This window comes from Humisphaera borealis (assembly GCF_015169395.1).
GTDB lineage: Bacteria > Planctomycetota > Phycisphaerae > Tepidisphaerales > Tepidisphaeraceae > Humisphaera > Humisphaera borealis.
In genome coordinates, this window is record NZ_CP063458.1 from 3688830 (window position 1) to 3704359 (window position 15530).

The following is a 15530-nucleotide window of genomic DNA, read 5'->3' on the forward strand; positions in this document are numbered from 1 at the left end:
GTCAATCGTAATGCGGAGAGTGTTCGCTGGCGGATGACCTAAAGGGCGAACGCCGAACATCGAACGTCCGACGCCGAATGTCGAATAACGGCCGTGCGGAGCATGTCCTATTCGGCGTTCGATGTTCGGGCCCGTATCGATGCACTGCCCTTACCCCGCCACCTCGCCGCGCCCCCGTTTGGCCCCGCTCCAGTCGAGCAGATACGCTAAGCCGGTCAGCAGCAATTCGCCGACGGTCGCCCAGATGCGGAGAAGGACGCTGAGGAAGATCAGGAACAGTTGCCGTTGTTCGGGGTCCTGCAATTGGCCGCTGCGGACGGCATGGGGAATGGCAAAGCTCATCGCGGCGATAAAGACCGCTTCGCGAACGCCCAGCCCGCCCGGCGCCCAGAACGCCAGGAACCCGGCACACCAGGACAGGCAGAACGCGCCCGTCACCACCCACCACTTGGCGATCGGCAACTGAAGCAACTCGGCGACCACCAGGTAGATCGCCAATCCCTGCACCGTCAGGCCGAGCACGTTCCACAGCAGCAGGTCGATCAGGCTCTTCCAACGCATGCGTTTCTGGATCGGCGGCTTCTTGAGGGCGACCAGGATCTTGTCGGCGAGCGTGTAAAACACCTTGGGGTGCAGCGCCAGCGACAGCAACGGCACCAGGCCGGCGGCAACGATCATCATCGTCCGTTCGCGGCCTTCGAAGCTCTTCCAGCCCAGGAATGTCAGTGCGCCCAGCGCCACGATCAGATTCGCCAGCAGGTAAAGGGCCAGCTCCATCACCTGGCTCGTTGAGCAGACGCTGCCGCGGACGCCGTAGGGTTTGATCAGGTACACGCGCCCCACCACCTGCCACACCGAGCCGGGCAGGTAGCGGGCCAGTTCGGAGGTGGACCAGATGCGGACCGTCGGCCAGATCGGCAGCTTGTGCCCGAAGTTCTTCAGCAGCCGCCGCCAGACCAGGGCGCGAAAGGTAAACAGGTAGGCGGCGAATAACGCCGAGGCGATCGCGACGCGGCCCCAGTTCATCTCCCAGATACGGTCTTTGACCTTGTCCCAGTTCAGGACGATCGGCTTGAGAATCCAGACGAAGATTCCGATGGTCAGCACCACCCCGAGAACCTTCTTGCCCCAGCGGCGGGCGACGACGCTCCAATGCTGCATCCGGGTGACGTGGCGCTGGTCGAGTTGAAGGATCGTTTCGTCCATGAAATCGGTCGTCGTCGAGTTCCTGGCGACGTTGACGAATCGACGTCGTCGCCTGGGCGGCAGCAGATCGATGCCGCGGTCGCGCATCCACGGACGGACGCGACGGCGGATTACCGGCACCTTGCGGATCAGCCAGTTCAGGAGCCGGCCGTTCCAGAACACCCACAGCGTCAGCCCGGCGACGGCAAGGTAGCAGGCAAACGTAGCGATGGCCAACTCATTGGTGGCGTACCGCCATAACTTCCATTGCAGTTCGATGTACGCGAGCACCGCCGCCGGCACCAGAAACGCCGTCGCGGTCGCGGCGATTCGATAGGAGGCACTGCGGGCATCGACCGGCCTGCCGCGCAGCACGCGGGCCGTCAGCTTCCGTTTGCCGGGGAAGGTGATCAGCGCGAATCCGACGATGAAGACTGGAATCCCGCCGGGCCCGGGAATGGCCGGCCCGATGATGAACGACGCCACGATCAGGGCCCAGCCGAAGACGTTCTTCAACAGGAACGCGACCCACTGCAACGCCCAGGCGGACGTTGAGTGGCCAGCCGGTTGATCGGTTTGCTCCTTCACGTCGGGCGGATTGTACCCCGGCGATACTTGTGAACGAGGACGGTCGCTCACTTCTTGGGCAGGGGCAGCGAGCCTTCACCCGTGAAGTAGGACGGGTCGGGAATGATCTGAAGCTCCGACTTGTCGATGCTGACCGGCACGTCTTCCACCTTGTAGCCGGGTTTGGGCTTGCCCGGTACGGTGCGGTCGCGGGCCCGGGTGCCCAGAAATGTGTAGGTCGCGCAGGCGACGTCGTCGATCGACCACTTGGCGTAGTAAAGACCGACGTCCTGAATCTTGATCGGCAGGTTGATCAGGATCTGGGCATCAACCGGACCCTCGGCTTTGTTCCGCTGGCTGGCCAGTTGCACCTTCACCACCCTGGGTGCCGCGTCCATCTTCACCCATTCCTTCTTGTCGCGGTCGTATTTCCAGATTTCCTTGAACTGGAAGTTCGCTTCCTCTTTGGCGTCCCTGTCGTAGATCGCCAGGGAGAAAAGGTTGGTGTCTTCCTGGCCGTAGAACTGGACGATGTTCTGCCACTTGATGCGTTTGGCCAGATTCTCTTTGGCGTCGCCGGTGGCGGCACCGTGCGGTAGGACCAGCGCGAGCAGCAGTGCCGTTGCGAGCCCACGATTCCAGGAATTGCGATTCATCGGACCTCCGGTTGCAGGACAAAACGTCGACACCGGTCGGCCATTAGGCAAAACCAAGGTCGGACCAGAAGTGTAACCGCCCGGCCACCCTTCCCGCAGCGTTTTTGCCAACGCCGCTTATAATCGGAGGCATGAACCGTCTTTTCTCAATCGTGGTGACCCTGACCTGGGGCATTTGGACCGGCGGATTGATGGGCGTGACGCTGTCGGTGATCGCGCTGGCCAGGACCTTCCCGCCCCGGACCGACGGGAACTTCGCTCTGGCCGCGCCACCGATCTTTGCAATGTTCGAGCGCGTGCAGTTGGGGCTCGCGGCGGCAGCGCTGATCTTCACATTTGCCTGGCGACTTCGGCCGGGCGCCAAGGGTGTCAAGAGCCTGCTGTTCGCGTTGTTTGCCCTCGGAACGGTCGGCGCGGTCGTCGAGGCGACCTACGTCGCCCCGCGCATCAACGAACTGCGCGTCGAACGCGCCAGCCGGGAAGCCGAGTTCAATCAGGCTCACCAGCTGTCCGAACGGCTTTACGGCGGCACGTTTGTGGTTCTGGTCATAGCCGGGTTGGTATTGCCCGTCGCGATCGCCAACGACGGACGGAAAAAGGAAGCCGCCTGAGAAGCCAGTCTTTCCGGGTCGTGTCAGTAGGGTCGAGCGGGAGTCATGCGTTTGGCGGCCTCTGGCCGTATAGTTGGCCCGACCATGCCCCTGAGCACGCTACCCCTGAGTTACTGCACCAACGTCCACCCCGGCCGAACGGTTGCCGAAGTCGAGGAAGGACTGGACCGCTACACGGTCGGTGTCGCCAAGGCGTTCGGAAAACCGCTGGCGGCGGGCCTGTGGCTCGCAAAGCCCGTCGTCGATGAGCTGCTTTCAACCGCGCAAGGCGTAACAAACTTCGCCGCCGGACTCGCCCGGCGCGGACTGACGTGCCACACCCTCAACGCGTTCCCCTTCGGCGACTTCCATTCGACCCGCGTCAAGGAAAAGGTTTACCTCCCCGATTGGTCCACCCGCGACCGACTGACCTACACCGAGCAGTGTGCGGCGATCCTGGCCGAGCTGTTGCCGGCGGGTGTCGATGGCAGCATCTCCACGCTGCCGCTCGGTTTCAAAGGGTTCGTTCACCCGGCGGACTTCGCGGAGCAATGCGCGACGATGCTGGTCGCCGCCGCCGTCTCACTGGCCGATCTCAAGCGGCGTACGGGCAGAATGATCCGCCTGGCGATCGAACCCGAGCCGTTTTGCGTCCTGGAAACCACCGAGGAAGCGATCGCGTTTTTCCGACAGCTTTGGCGTGAGGCTGACCGCCTCTCTGCCGAGCCGGCCGTTCGCGAGCACGTCGGCCTCTGCTATGACGTCTGCCACCAGGCGGTCGAGTTCGAAGACATCGCCGGCTCGATCCGGCAATTTCAGTCGGCGGGCGTTCGCCTCAACAAGATCCACCTGAGCTGCGCCCTGCAACTGGACGACCCCGCGACCAATACCGCAGGTCGCGCCGAGCTGAAACGCTATGTCGAAGAGCGGTACCTGCATCAGACGATGGCGAGCCTGCCGGGCGGAAAGGTGGCACGGTTTGTCGACCTGTGCGAACAGTTGATCGATCTGCCTGATGCCGACTTCCTCGCCGCCCCCGCCTGGCGGGTGCATTTTCATGTGCCGGTGGACGCCGACCGGCTGGGCCCGCTCGCGACCACCCGGCCGCAGTTGAAGGAAGCGATCGCCGCCGTCGCCTCGCTGGACTATGCGCCCCACCTGGAAGTCGAAACCTACACCTGGCAGGTGCTGCCCGGACAGACCAAGCCCGACCTGGTGACCGGCCTGGCCCGTGAGTTGTCGGCAACGGCCGAGCTGCTGTCGCGGCGATGAAGGCGGTTTGACCACGGCTGGTCCTGAGACTTTCCAGGCGCCTCGCGATATGCTCACCGCCCCGGCGGCGTTGGATCGTCGGCACCCCCGTATGGACCGTACTGATCCCGCGACTTCCGCCGCCGCCACGCCCCGGGCTGAGGCAGTCTCCCAAGAAACCAGCATCCTCGCGTCAGACAGTCAACGATTGTCCGACCGCGTCCTGTCGATGGCCGACCGGTACCGGTACTGGCTGTTGGCGCTCACGCTTGTTCTCTACATCGCGGGTTTTAATGCCCAGTGGCGGCTGGAGCCTGACAGCGCCCTCTACCTGTCCATCGGGCGGAACTTGGTCGAAGGGCAGGGTTACACCTTCCACGGAAAAGACCATCGCCTGGCCTATCCAGGCGTGCCGATGCTCTTTGCCGCAATCTTCAAAGTCTTCGGCACCGGCAGCTTGGTGCCGCACCTGGTCGTTTTGTGGCTGATGGGATTGGCAACCCTCGCGCTGGTGTATCGGTTGTTCTTCCTCCACGCCGGACGCCCGACCGCCGTGCTGATGACCTTCGGCGTCGCCATCAGCAGGGTGTTCTACCGATACACGTTCGAGCTACTGACGGATCTGCCGTTCCTGTTCGGCGTAATGGCATTCTTCGTCGGGTACGAGGCGATCTTCCATCGGCGATCGGGGAAGACCGGCGAAGAATCGCGCGTCGCAGGGCGGGCGATCTGGCTGGATGGCGTGCTGATGCTCGCAGGGCTGGCGATCGCGATTTCCACCCGCCCGTCGATGCTGGCGCTCGTCCTGGCCGCCGTGCTCAGCGCGATCTGGTCGCTGGTGCGCGGGAAGGCGAGGTGGGGACACCTGGTGGTTGCGGCACTGATTGTCGCCGCCGTCGCGGTGTTCTATGTGAAAGATCCCCGAAGCGAGAACAGTGCCGGGTCGGTCAGCACGAGCTACGCCGAAGAAGACCAGCTGTTCAACCTCAACGTCGAGAGCCTCGTACAGTTCGCACGCAAAGCTGGCGGAAATGCCTGGGAGGTGCTCAACGGGGCGGTGGTCAAGGCATCGTTCGGGTTGCAGGTGGTGCCGGGTCTGAACGCGATTCTGTCGGTCACCGTACTGCTGGCCGGCATACTGCTCGTTCGCACCCGACCGCTCTGGGGTATGTGGGTGCTGGCGACGCTGGCGATGGTTCTGCTGGTGCCCAAACCGCTGGACCGGTACTTCCTGCCCGTCGTCCCGGTGCTGGTGTTTGCCTGGTGGAACTTCGTACGCTGGGCGGAAAGTCGATTCACGGCGATCAGGGGACGGTACGTCTTCCTGCTTCTGTTCGGGCTCGGCGGGATCTGCAATATTCTGTCGACGGTGGACTTCGTGATCCAGAATCGCCGGCTGCCGTTTCTGACCTATTACAAGGAGGGTCGATACGCGTCGGTGTACGACGTGGCGAAGATGATCGAATCCAGCACGCCGCCGAGCGGTTCAGTAGGCGATCCGAAAACGACCTGGGTTGCGGTGCCGGATAAGTTCGCGCGCATCCTCTCGTTCCTGAGCCGCCGGTACTGCATCGAACCCGATCGGTACAGCGCGCTCGACCCGCGAACCCAGAACGTCTTCGTTCTGACGCCGTTGCGTTCGCAGCAGTCGGAGTCCGACAGCGCCCGGCAGCCGACGGAAGTCTGGCTGCAGTCGCGGGGGGCGGGGATCGAACCGGTCCCCATCGCGGCCGTGCCGAACAAGAACCCGGACGATCGTCGTCCGTTCACGCTGCATGACGTCGTACCGGCCGAGGCGCTGGCCACCAGGCCGACGACCACGACATCACCGGCGGCTACGAATCCGGCACCGAATCCCCAGGGCCCGCGATGAAGATCTCCATCGTGACGCCAACCCTGAACCGCCGCGATTACCTCGCCTCGACCGGCCAGAGCATCCTGTCGCAGAAGGGACAGTTCGATCTCGAGTGGATCGTGGTCGACGGCGGCAGTACGGACGGAAGCGTCCCCTGGCTGGAGGAGTTGTCCCGGCGGAATTGCCGCGTTCGGTACACGAGCGAGCCCGACGCCGGACAGTCGGACGCGATCAACAAGGGTTTGGCGATGGCGACCGGCGATGTCGTCGCATGGCTGAATGCCGATGACCTGTACGCCGACGATACGCTGGCCGCCGTCGCGCAAGTGTTCGAGGCGAACGCAGGCGTGCAATGGCTGGTCGGCGGGTATGAGGTCATCGATGCCGACGGCCGATCGATCCGCCGATCGATCGTACGGTACAAGCGTCGGCGATTGGCGCGGTACAGCTATGCGGCGCTGCTGCGGGAGAACATCATTCCCCAGCCGGCCGTGTTTTGGCGGAGATCGTTCGGCGAGCAGATCGGCCGGCTCGACACCTCATTGCACTGGACGATGGATTACGACCTCTGGTTGCGGATGGCAAAGCAGTCCCCGCCGCGTGTGCTTGATCGGCTGCTGGCGCGGTTCCGCCATCACGGAACCAGCAAGTCCGGCGACTTCAATCGAAGGCAGTTCGACGAAGGTTATGAAGTTGCGCGTCGCCACGCCTGTGGCGACCGTCGAAGCCTGGTCATTCATCGGCTCAACGTCGAGAAGATTGTCTGGGCGTACCGTGTGATGCGGCTGATCGGGAAGTGAGCCCCTTTTGAGCTACCGCCAGGTTCTCTCGTTCGGTAGATTCCCGCCCCGTGGACCACGACCGCCTCTTTAAACAACTCCTGCAGACTTATTTCGTCGAGTTCCTGGAGTTGTTCTGCGCGGATCTGCTGGCGCACATAGAACCCGGCAGCATCGAGTTCCTGGACAAGGAGATCTTCACCGATCTCGCCGGTGGCGACCGCCATGAGGTGGACCTGCTCGTGAAATGCCGTTTTCGCGGCGAGTGGGTGTGCTTTCTGATTCATGTGGAAGTCCAGGCGTCGCCGCAGGCAGACTTTGCGGCACGGATGTTCTGGTACTTTGCGAGGCTGACCGAATCACACAAACTGCCGGTCTACCCGATCGCACTGTTCACGTTCGATACGCCCCAGCGGCCGGAGGCCGACACGTTCGAGGTGGCGTTCCCCGGCCGGCCGGTGTTGTCGTTTCGGTATCACGCGATTCAGCTCAATCAATTGAACTGGCGGGATTTCGTCCGTCGGCCGAACCCGGTCGCCGCGGCGCTGATGACAAAGATGAAGATCGCGACCGAGGACCGCCCGCGGGTCAAGCTGGAATGCCTGCGGCTGATGGTGACGCTGAAGCTGGACCGGGCAAAACAGGCTTTGATCCGTGAGTTTATGGATTCCTATCTTCGCTTGAGTGCCGCAGAGATGGGGGTGTACAATCGGGAGCTGAAGTCGATCGACCCGCCAGAACGCGAGGCTGTTATGGAAGTCATCAACGAATGGGAAGCATTGGGAGAGGCGCGGGGTATCGCGCTCGGCGAAGCACGCGGCATCGCGATGGGAGAAGCCCGTGGAAAGGCCGACCTTGTGCTAGGCCTGCTACGACAAAGGTTCGGAGCGGTGCCCGATGAGCTGCGGCAACACGTAACATCCCTCTCGTCCTCAAAACTGCAGGAGTTTGGTGAAGCCGTGCTCGGATTCTCGTCGGCGGCGGACGCCAAAGCCTGGATCGCGGTTCATGGCTGATTCGCGGGCCTACGCCCGTTGCCAGTTCAGCTGGCGAACGCCTGTCACACGCTATGACACGGCGTTCGCCGGCTGAACGGGCACGAGGCCTATTCTTCCACCTCGACCGGCTTGTACTGGCTCGCCACCTGCTGCTGTACCTGCGGCGGAACCGGTTCATAGTGGCTTAACTCCATCACGAATGTTCCCTGCCCGCCGGTCACACTTTTAAGCTGGCTCTGGTATTGCATCACCTCCGCAAGTGGCGCCTGTGCCTTCACCACCGCCATGCCACCAGGCAGCATGTTGGTTCCCTGGATGCGGCCTCGCTTGCCGGACAGATCGCCGGTGACGGCGCCCATCTGTCCCTCCGGCACCGTCACCTCCATATTGACGATCGGTTCCAGCAGCGCGGGTTTGGCTTTCAGGAACGCGTCCTTGAACGCGAACTTGCCGGCGGTTTTGAACGCGACTTCCTTGCTGTCCACCGGGTGGTGCTTGCCGTCGTATACCGCTACGCGGACGTCCTGCACCGGGTAGCCGGCGATCACGCCGGTCTCGAGAAGTTCGCGGACGCCCTTCTCGATCGCCGGCAGGTATTGGCCGGGTATGGTGCCGCCGAAGATCTCGTCGGAGAACTCGAACCCCGGGCCGCCGTTTTTCTTGCTGAAAGGGGATTCGCCGTTGAGCGGCTCGACCCGAAGGTACACCTCGCCGAACTGCCCCGCGCCGCCCGTCTGCTTCTTGTGGCGATAGTGCCCCTCGGCTTTCATGGTGATCGTCTCCTTATAGGCGATCTTGGGCGGTTTGGTGTCGACCTGAATGCCGCGGTTCTTCAGCCGTTCCAGCACCATCCGCAGGTGCAGTTCGCCGATGCCGTTGATCACCATCTCGTGCGTCTGGCGGTTCGTGCCCCAGTGGAAGGTCGGGTCTTCCTCGGCCAGCTTGTGCAGCTGCTGGCTGATCTTCTGCTCGTCGCCGCGAGCCCTGGGCGTGATGGCCAGGCCGTACATTGGCGTGGGGAAGGTCAGCGGTTTCAGGTGGACGCTGTCGAGCGCGTGGTCGTCGTGCAAGACATCGCCGGTGTGAATTTCCTCAATCTTTGCCACCGCACCGATGTCGCCGGCGATGATCTCATTGACCTCGTGGTGCTCTTTGCCCTGGAGGTGGAAGATGTGTCCGAGCTTGATCGCCTTCTTACTGTGGCCGATGAGGACCTGCGATTGGCCGGTGACCTTGCCCTGGTGAACCCGGAACACCGCGAGCTTGCCGACAAACGGATCCGTCGTCACCTTGAACACATGGGCCAGCAGCGGCTTCATCGCGTCATTGGTGTAGGTAAACGGACGCTCATCCTGTCGATCGTCCGGCCCCGACCCGACCAGGAACGGCCGCGGATTGCCTTCAAGGGGCGATGGGAACCAGCGGATGAGAAAGTCCAGCAGTTCTCGAACGCCAAGCCCGGTCCTTGCGTCGGTGAACAGGATGGGCACCACGTGCCCTTCGTCCATGCATTGCTCGAACGGGTCGTGCAGCGCTTCGAAGTTCGGCTCTTCTCCGCCGAGGTACTTCTCCATCAGGTTTTCGTCGATCTCGACGATCTGATCGAGGATTCGGCTGTGCGCCTCGGCGACTTCGCCCAGGTCGCTCGTGCCTTCCTTGTTCAGCAGGCAGTCAACGACGCGCTTGCCGTTGTCGGCAGGCAGGTTGACGGGGATGCATTCGGTACCGAAGGATTCGCGCAGTTGCCGGACGACCGCGGCTAGATCGACCTCGGTCATGTTGCACTTGTTGACGACGATCGCCCGCGGCAGGTTGCGGTCTTTGGCCGATTCCATCATGCGTCGGGTAACGACTTCCACGCCGTGCTGGGCGTTAACGACGAGGACCACCGTCTCCACCGCCGGCAGACAGGCGATCGCCTGGCCGATGAGGTCGGGCGACCCCGGCGTGTCGATGATGTTGACGCGTTTGCCGTCGTGATCGAGGTGCAGGAGCGTGGAGAAGATCGAGTGCTTGTGTTCCTTTTCTTCCTTTTCGTAGTCGCTGAAGCTGGTGCCCTCGGCGGGATTGCCCTTGCGGGTGACGGCCTTGGCTTCGAAGAGCATCGCATCGAGTAGCGATGTTTTGCCACACACGTGGTGGCCGGTAAGAACAATGTTGCGGATATCGGCGGTCGTATAGGCGGGCATGATTTCGGCTCCTCGCGCGGCTGCGCGCTGCGTACGCCATGTCCGCTGGTGCGTCGCCCGCCCGGGCGTTCGAGAGATGAAAGAGCGTGGGCGGCGCGTCCGGCGAAGCGTGGCGGGGGCATCAAGCCCCTTGGACCTCGACCCTCCGGAGGCTCGAATGGTGTCGAGACTCCAGCACGGGCGCGGAAGGATGGTCGCCGTCAGTCCGTCAGAAACACCGCGAGTTACGCGCCGACTACAGTCGTGCCGCGCGCGGTCTGCGAGAGACAGCGGCCGCCGATCCGAGCGTTCACGTGAGTCCGGCTCGGCCGGACTGTTAAACAGTGTATATGACGGCGTTTAGATGGGGCAAGGTTCAAGTTGCCGGCAAAGGGGGTGCTGTCGGCGAGTTTGGTATGTTGCTCGTGCGTCGGCCGGCCTCGTTGATGGCAAGGACGTAGGGCTATCACACCGATTGGTGCGATCTAACCTGCTGCTCGGCATGATAGCTGCTCCTCACCAGCGGCCCGCTTTCGACGTGCCTCAGGCCGCGCGATTCGCCCCGCTCTTTCCACATCGCAAACTCGTCCGGGTGTACCCAGCGTTTCACCGGCAAATGCTTCGGCGTCGGCTGAAGATACTGGCCGAGCGTGAGGATCTCGCAGCCGATCGACACCAGATCGTCGATCACCGAATCGATCTCGGCTTCTTCCTCGCCCAGGCCCAGCATCATGCCGGTCTTGCTGACCAGGCCTTTCTCGCGGGCGATCTGGAGCAGTTTCAGGCTGCGCGGGTACTTGGCCTGCGGGCGGACAATCTTGTACAGGCTCGGCACGCTCTCGATGTTGTGATTCAGAATGTCCGGCTTCTGGTCGAGCACCAGTTGCAGTGCGTCCCAGTCGCCACAGAAATCGGGGATCAGTACTTCCACGCTCGTGCCCGGCGACTGCAGGCGGATTTGGCGGATGGTCTCGGCCCAGATCGCCGCCCCGCCGTCGGCCAGTTCGTCGCGGTTCACGCTGGTGATGACCACATGGTTCAGCGACATCTGCTTGACCGCATAACCGACGCGGGCCGGTTCTTCTGTGTCGAGCGTGGGCGGTTTGCCGGTGGCGATGTGGCAGAAGCCGCACGAGCGGGTGCAGACGTCGCCGAGGATCATCAGCGTCGCCGTGCCGGCCGACCAGCACTCGCCCATGTTGGGGCAGCGGGCTTCCTGGCAGACGGTGTGGAGCCGCTGGTCGTTGACGAGGTTGAGCAGGCGCGAGTAGTTCTCGCCGGTGGGCAGCTTCATCTTGAGCCAGGAGGGCTTGCGACCCAGGCCCGAATTGGCGGAAGCGGCGGGTTCGTGGGGGACGACGTTGAGGGAAACTGCCATGGTGGTGAAACGATCTTAGGGCCGTGGCGACGCGCATTCAAAGGTGTTTCGACGCAGTCGCCGCCCTGCCGCTTGCCGCAGTAGCGGCGATGGCGTAGGGTCCGGCAGGAAGCGTCCGGCCCACGACCGTGCGAATAAACTCGCGAATGCCCGCCAGACCGGGTTTGCCTCATGTCTTCAACAAACGCCACGAAGAAATCAAAACCGTCGGACGAGCGGGGAACGATCACCTCCCGCATCCTGCGAGCGGGCAACCGGGTCTACGCCCGCACCTTCCACCGCATCGACGTGCAGACGCCCTGCCGATTGCCCCGAACCGGACCGGCGATCCTGGTCTGTAATCACATCAGCGGCCTGGATCCTTTGCTGCTGCAGGCCGTTATCCCCAGGCCCATCGTCTGGATGATGGCCCGCGAATACTATGATATCGCCGCCCTTCGATGGGTTTATCAAGCCGTCGATGCCATCCCGGTCGAACGCAACGGCCGCGACTCTTCCGCCACGCGGGCGGCCTTGCGGGCGCTGGGCAGCGGGCGTGTTTTGGGTGTGTTCCCGGAAGGCCGGATCGAGACCTCGCGCGAACTGCTCCCGTTCCATACCGGCGTCGCGATGATGGCGACGCGCGCAGAGGTCCCGGTTGTTCCCGCGTATCTCGACGGATCCAACAGGGGAATGGAGATGCTTGAAGCGTTCGTCGAACCCAATGACGTCAAGCTCCGCTTCGGCCCGGCGGTGGATCTAGCGCCCAGCACCCCGGGTGAAAAGATCGATCTGAATATCTGCACATCAAGAATCTTCGATTCGGTTTCAAGTCTCAAGAAGACAATGGCTTATGCGTGATTTGCGGCGGATTTCGGCATGGGGATAACCTGTTGTGTAGAAATGTCTGATGCGGAAGCGGACGGTCGGACGATCAATATATCAGAAACGTAGTAGCCCATCTGGTGCATCGGCGGAGCAAGAAGAGATGAGAAACCAGTTGACAACAAAGGGATAGCCCTACGATAATTTGGGGGATACAGGATACTTAGCGCGACGGCGCATTTTCTCCCTCCGGAAGACACCGTGCAGCAATGCCGGTGTCTTCTTTTTTAACTCTTCTCGGTTCGCGCCTTGGTTCGCTGTTATCCCGGACTTCTGCTCCACGCCCGCATCCGGAAAAGTAGGCCGCTCCACTTTGGGTCGGTCCCCGCTTGGAAAAATGTCCTCGCCGTGACCGCTGGACTCACCCCGGCGGCCACGTGAACTCCCGCCCCGCCAGGACGTGTAGGTGCAGGTGAAAGACGGTCTGCTGTGCCCCCGCGCCGCAGTTGAACACCGTTCGGTAGTCGGTGTGTCCGAGTTCCTTCATCACCTTCGAAGCGACCAGAAACAGGTGCCCGGCGAGCGGCGCATCCTCCGGCTTGAGGTCATTGAGCGTCGGAACGAGCTTCTTCGGAATCACCAGAATGTGCGCCGGCGCTTTGGGCGAGACGTCGTGAATCGCGATGCAGAGATCGTCCTCGTGAAGGAACTTCGCCGGAATCTCGCGATCGATGATTTTCTGAAAGATAGTTTTGGACATAAGGTGTGGGGTAGAAGGCACAAAGGCACCGAGGACGCGTGGTTCAAAATCGCCGGCAAACGAAGGCTTGCGTCCGAGCGTAATAATGGGGACTCTCTGGCCAAGAGTAAATGGGTTGAACAGACCCGCCGTGCCTTCGTGCCTCTTCGTCTTCGTGCCGTCGATCTCCCATGTTCAACTTTCTGCTGGAAACCTTCCGCCTTGGCCTTAAGAACCTTCGGCTGCACAAGTTGCGCAGCTTGCTGACGGCGCTGGGCATCATCATCGGCGTTGCAGCGGTCATCATCATGGTGGCGATCGGCGAAGGCGCGAAGCGCGACGCCCTCGAACAGCTCCAGCAGCTCGGGGCCCGCAACATCCTGGTCAGGTCCGTCCGTCCGCCGGAAAGCTCCGAAGCCTCCGGACGCACCAGCTTTGTCGCCTCCTACGGCATCAAGCGGAGCGACTTGGCCCGCCTGCGCACCATTCCCGACATTGAAGTCGTCGTCGCATTGCGCGACACCGAGCAGAAGGTCGTCCACCACGACATGCGCATCCTGGCCAACCCGATCGGCACCACGCCCGATGCGTTCGACGTCATCAATCTGAAGCTCCTCCGCGGGCAGTATTTCGATCAGCTCCAGTGCGACCGCGCCGAGCCCGTATGCGTCCTCGGCAACAAGGCCGCCCAGCAGCTGTTTCCCTACGAAGACCCCATGGGCCAGCAGATTCGTGTAGGCACCAGCCGATCGGGCACGGCGATGCTGACGGTCGTGGGCGTACTGGAGCCGACCGGCCTTCGCGCCGGCAGCGAAGGGGCCGCGATGATGAACCGCGACCTCGACATGGACATCTACTTCCCGCTCACGCTTGCCGAGGACGTCTTCGGCGACATGATCCGCAAAGAGGTCGCCGGCTCGCGGGAATACAAGCGGATCGAAATATCGGAAGTCTGGCTCAAGGCCAAGAAGACCGAAGACGTCGAAACGTTGGCCGCAACCGTCGAGAACCTGCTCGAAATCCAGCAGCGCGGCGGGCCGCAGGACATGAAGTCGACACCCCGGCTCGACGTCGAAGTCAAAGCCCCCATTCAAATCCTTCGCGCCGCCGAGCGCACCCAGAAGACGTTCAACGCGATCATGGTAAGCGTGGCCAGCTTCTCGCTGGTGGTCGGTGGCATCGGCATCATGAACATCATGCTGGCGACGGTGACCGAGCGCACCAAGGAGATCGGCATCCGCCGGGCGCTGGGCGCCAAGCGCAAGCACATCACGCTGCAGTTCCTGATCGAGACAACGGTCATCTCCCTGACCGGCGGCCTGATCGGCATCGGCCTGGGTGCCGGCGTGGCCAAGGTACTGCCGGGTCTGGTGAACTACCTCGATTCGAGCCAGAACTACCCCACCGTCATCGCCCCCTGGAGCGTCATCGGCTCGTTCGCGATCAGCGGCCTGATCGGCGTCGGCTTCGGCCTCTACCCCGCGATGAAAGCGGCATGGATGAACCCGATCGAAGCACTGCGGCACGCGTGACCGCTAACCAACCTGCCCCCATTCGCGGACGCGCTGGCTGCAAACCATCCGAGGATAGGTAAGGCACAATCCTGCGAGGAAAAGGGCCGAAGCAATGACCGCGGGAGCCAGATGCACGACGTCGAGATAGCCCACCATTGGATGCACGCCAATTGCGGTGCCAAAGCCGATCACCCCCGACACCAGGAGGGCCTGCCAAAGGCTACGGCTCGGCCGGCCATTCCAAACGCAGAGGAAGACGGTCACGCCCGTTGCACACAGCCCCCCGCCGAAGCCTGCCCTGTCGTGAGCGATCAGCGGCACCAGCCGGGGGTTGATCGCGTGTAGATCTGCCGGTTCAAGGCCCATGAAGGCCAGGTCCTGGGGCACGAACACGCTTGTCATCCCCACCACCATGATCACGATGCCGGCGGCCACAAGCGCGACGGCAGTCAGTAGCAGGCAAGCCCGGCCAACACCGAAACGCGACGACCACCCTGACGGTGTTGCGCGGTCGGTATCGGGTTGGTGGTCCAATCGTCGCGGCACTACCAACGCACGGCGGGTCCGCCCCATGCCCCAGACATAGCACGGCAGCAGTACGAGCGTCGCAGTGCCGTGCCATGTGTCGAGATATCCGTAACCAAGGTACGTCAAAAAGCTCACGAACCCGACGGACCCACTGGCGAGCATCGTCCACCACGCCCATGCATCGCCACGACGAAGGGGAACGGCGACCAGCCAGAGGTAGAGGATTCCCACTGAGATGAGAGAACCGCCGAACGCCCCGCGGTCGTGGTACATGAAGTGGACAACCTTGCACCCGTGGAGATCGCAAAGCTGGTCGGCCGTCATACCAAGGAACTGCTCATCGTGCGGAAGGAAGTGCCCGGTTGCGACCAAAAACAGTGCGAAACCGCCCGAGAGAACCAGCGCCAACCCGACAAACGACAGCAGCGGCCGCCCGTCGCCAACGAGAGCCGACACCAGCCCGCGGTCTTCAACCGGGGGCTCGACGATGGCGTTCTGTAGTGGCTGTTGCATCGTCT

Annotated in this window: 13 protein-coding genes; 7 read left to right on the forward strand and 6 right to left on the reverse strand. The window is 62.6% G+C overall.

All coding sequences use genetic code 11. The annotated features are described in order from the left end of the window. Positions 1-150: 150 nt before the first annotated feature. Positions 151-1773 carry a lysylphosphatidylglycerol synthase transmembrane domain-containing protein gene (locus IPV69_RS13750; protein WP_206290253.1) on the reverse strand — a complete coding sequence of 541 codons (1623 nt, stop codon included), beginning with the start codon at positions 1771-1773 and terminating at the stop codon, positions 151-153. Between the two features lie 47 nt (positions 1774-1820). Next, positions 1821-2408 carry a hypothetical protein gene (locus tag IPV69_RS13755; RefSeq protein WP_206290254.1) on the reverse strand — a complete coding sequence of 196 codons (588 nt, stop codon included), beginning with the start codon at positions 2406-2408 and terminating at the stop codon, positions 1821-1823. Positions 2409-2539: 131 nt separating this feature from the next. Between IPV69_RS13755 and IPV69_RS13760 the strand changes: the two genes are divergently transcribed. The 5 genes from IPV69_RS13760 (at position 2540) to IPV69_RS13780 (ending at position 7899) form a co-directional block, all read left to right on the forward strand. Then, positions 2540-3019, forward strand: a complete 480-nt coding sequence (locus IPV69_RS13760; RefSeq protein ID WP_206290255.1) for a DUF4149 domain-containing protein — start codon at positions 2540-2542, stop codon at positions 3017-3019. An 84-nt stretch (positions 3020-3103) separates the two neighbouring features. Then, entirely contained in the window at positions 3104-4270 is a 1167-nt protein-coding gene (gene eboE, locus IPV69_RS13765; RefSeq protein WP_206290256.1) for a metabolite traffic protein EboE, read from the forward strand. A gap of 187 nt (positions 4271-4457) precedes the next feature. Further along, a complete protein-coding gene (locus IPV69_RS13770; RefSeq protein ID WP_206290257.1) occupies positions 4458-6122 on the forward strand; it encodes an ArnT family glycosyltransferase in 1665 nt (554 codons plus the stop codon). Beyond that, the gene (locus tag IPV69_RS13775) at positions 6119-6904 is read left to right on the forward strand and encodes a glycosyltransferase family 2 protein (RefSeq protein ID WP_206290258.1); all 786 of its coding nucleotides are present in this window, start codon (positions 6119-6121) and stop codon (positions 6902-6904) included. Before IPV69_RS13770 ends, IPV69_RS13775 begins: the two co-directional genes overlap by 4 nt. A gap of 50 nt (positions 6905-6954) precedes the next feature. Continuing rightward, positions 6955-7899 carry a DUF4351 domain-containing protein gene (locus IPV69_RS13780; RefSeq protein ID WP_206290259.1) on the forward strand — a complete coding sequence of 315 codons (945 nt, stop codon included), beginning with the start codon at positions 6955-6957 and terminating at the stop codon, positions 7897-7899. 89 nt (positions 7900-7988) lie between these two features. Here the strand turns inward: IPV69_RS13780 and fusA are convergent, their stop codons facing one another. Together fusA and lipA are read right to left on the reverse strand one after the other, a co-directional pair. Continuing rightward, positions 7989-10070 (reverse strand): elongation factor G, encoded by a 2082-nt coding sequence (gene fusA / locus IPV69_RS13785; protein WP_206290260.1) that lies wholly within the window; start codon positions 10068-10070, stop codon positions 7989-7991. A 445-nt stretch (positions 10071-10515) separates the two neighbouring features. Further along, positions 10516-11427: a lipoyl synthase gene (gene lipA, locus IPV69_RS13790; RefSeq protein ID WP_206290261.1), complete on the reverse strand. Its 912-nt coding sequence runs from the start codon at positions 11425-11427 to the stop codon at positions 10516-10518. A 171-nt stretch (positions 11428-11598) separates the two neighbouring features. Here lipA and IPV69_RS13795 point away from each other — a divergent pair, with 171 nt between their 5' ends. Beyond that, the gene (locus tag IPV69_RS13795; protein WP_206290262.1) at positions 11599-12267 is read left to right on the forward strand and encodes a lysophospholipid acyltransferase family protein; all 669 of its coding nucleotides are present in this window, start codon (positions 11599-11601) and stop codon (positions 12265-12267) included. A 385-nt stretch (positions 12268-12652) separates the two neighbouring features. Here IPV69_RS13795 and IPV69_RS13800 read toward each other — a convergent pair whose 3' ends face one another. Beyond that, complete coding sequence (locus tag IPV69_RS13800) at positions 12653-12991, reverse strand: histidine triad nucleotide-binding protein (protein ID WP_206290263.1); 339 nt, start codon at positions 12989-12991, stop codon at positions 12653-12655. A 170-nt stretch (positions 12992-13161) separates the two neighbouring features. Here IPV69_RS13800 and IPV69_RS13805 point away from each other — a divergent pair, with 170 nt between their 5' ends. After that, on the forward strand, positions 13162-14502 hold the full coding sequence (locus tag IPV69_RS13805) for an ABC transporter permease (RefSeq protein WP_206290264.1): 1341 nt from the start codon (positions 13162-13164) through the stop codon (positions 14500-14502). A gap of 3 nt (positions 14503-14505) precedes the next feature. Here IPV69_RS13805 and IPV69_RS13810 read toward each other — a convergent pair whose 3' ends face one another. After that, on the reverse strand, positions 14506-15525 hold the full coding sequence (locus IPV69_RS13810) for a hypothetical protein (RefSeq protein WP_206290265.1): 1020 nt from the start codon (positions 15523-15525) through the stop codon (positions 14506-14508). Positions 15526-15530 lie beyond the last annotated feature (5 nt).

Bases quoted from the DNA above. Each gene is read 5' to 3' on its own strand.
- IPV69_RS13755 (WP_206290254.1), bottom strand. From the start codon at position 2,408: ATGAATCGCAATTCCTGGAATCGTGGGCTCGCAACGGCACTGCTGCTC.
- IPV69_RS13760 (WP_206290255.1), top strand. From the start codon at position 2,540: ATGAACCGTCTTTTCTCAATCGTGGTGACCCTGACCTGGGGCATTTGG.
- eboE (WP_206290256.1), top strand. From the start codon at position 3,104: ATGCCCCTGAGCACGCTACCCCTGAGTTACTGCACCAACGTCCACCCC.
- IPV69_RS13775 (WP_206290258.1), top strand. From the start codon at position 6,119: ATGAAGATCTCCATCGTGACGCCAACCCTGAACCGCCGCGATTACCTC.
- fusA (WP_206290260.1), bottom strand. From the start codon at position 10,070: ATGCCCGCCTATACGACCGCCGATATCCGCAACATTGTTCTTACCGGC.
- lipA (WP_206290261.1), bottom strand. From the start codon at position 11,427: ATGGCAGTTTCCCTCAACGTCGTCCCCCACGAACCCGCCGCTTCCGCC.
- IPV69_RS13795 (WP_206290262.1), top strand. From the start codon at position 11,599: ATGTCTTCAACAAACGCCACGAAGAAATCAAAACCGTCGGACGAGCGG.
- IPV69_RS13800 (WP_206290263.1), bottom strand. From the start codon at position 12,991: ATGTCCAAAACTATCTTTCAGAAAATCATCGATCGCGAGATTCCGGCG.
- IPV69_RS13805 (WP_206290264.1), top strand. From the start codon at position 13,162: ATGTTCAACTTTCTGCTGGAAACCTTCCGCCTTGGCCTTAAGAACCTT.
- IPV69_RS13810 (WP_206290265.1), bottom strand. From the start codon at position 15,525: ATGCAACAGCCACTACAGAACGCCATCGTCGAGCCCCCGGTTGAAGAC.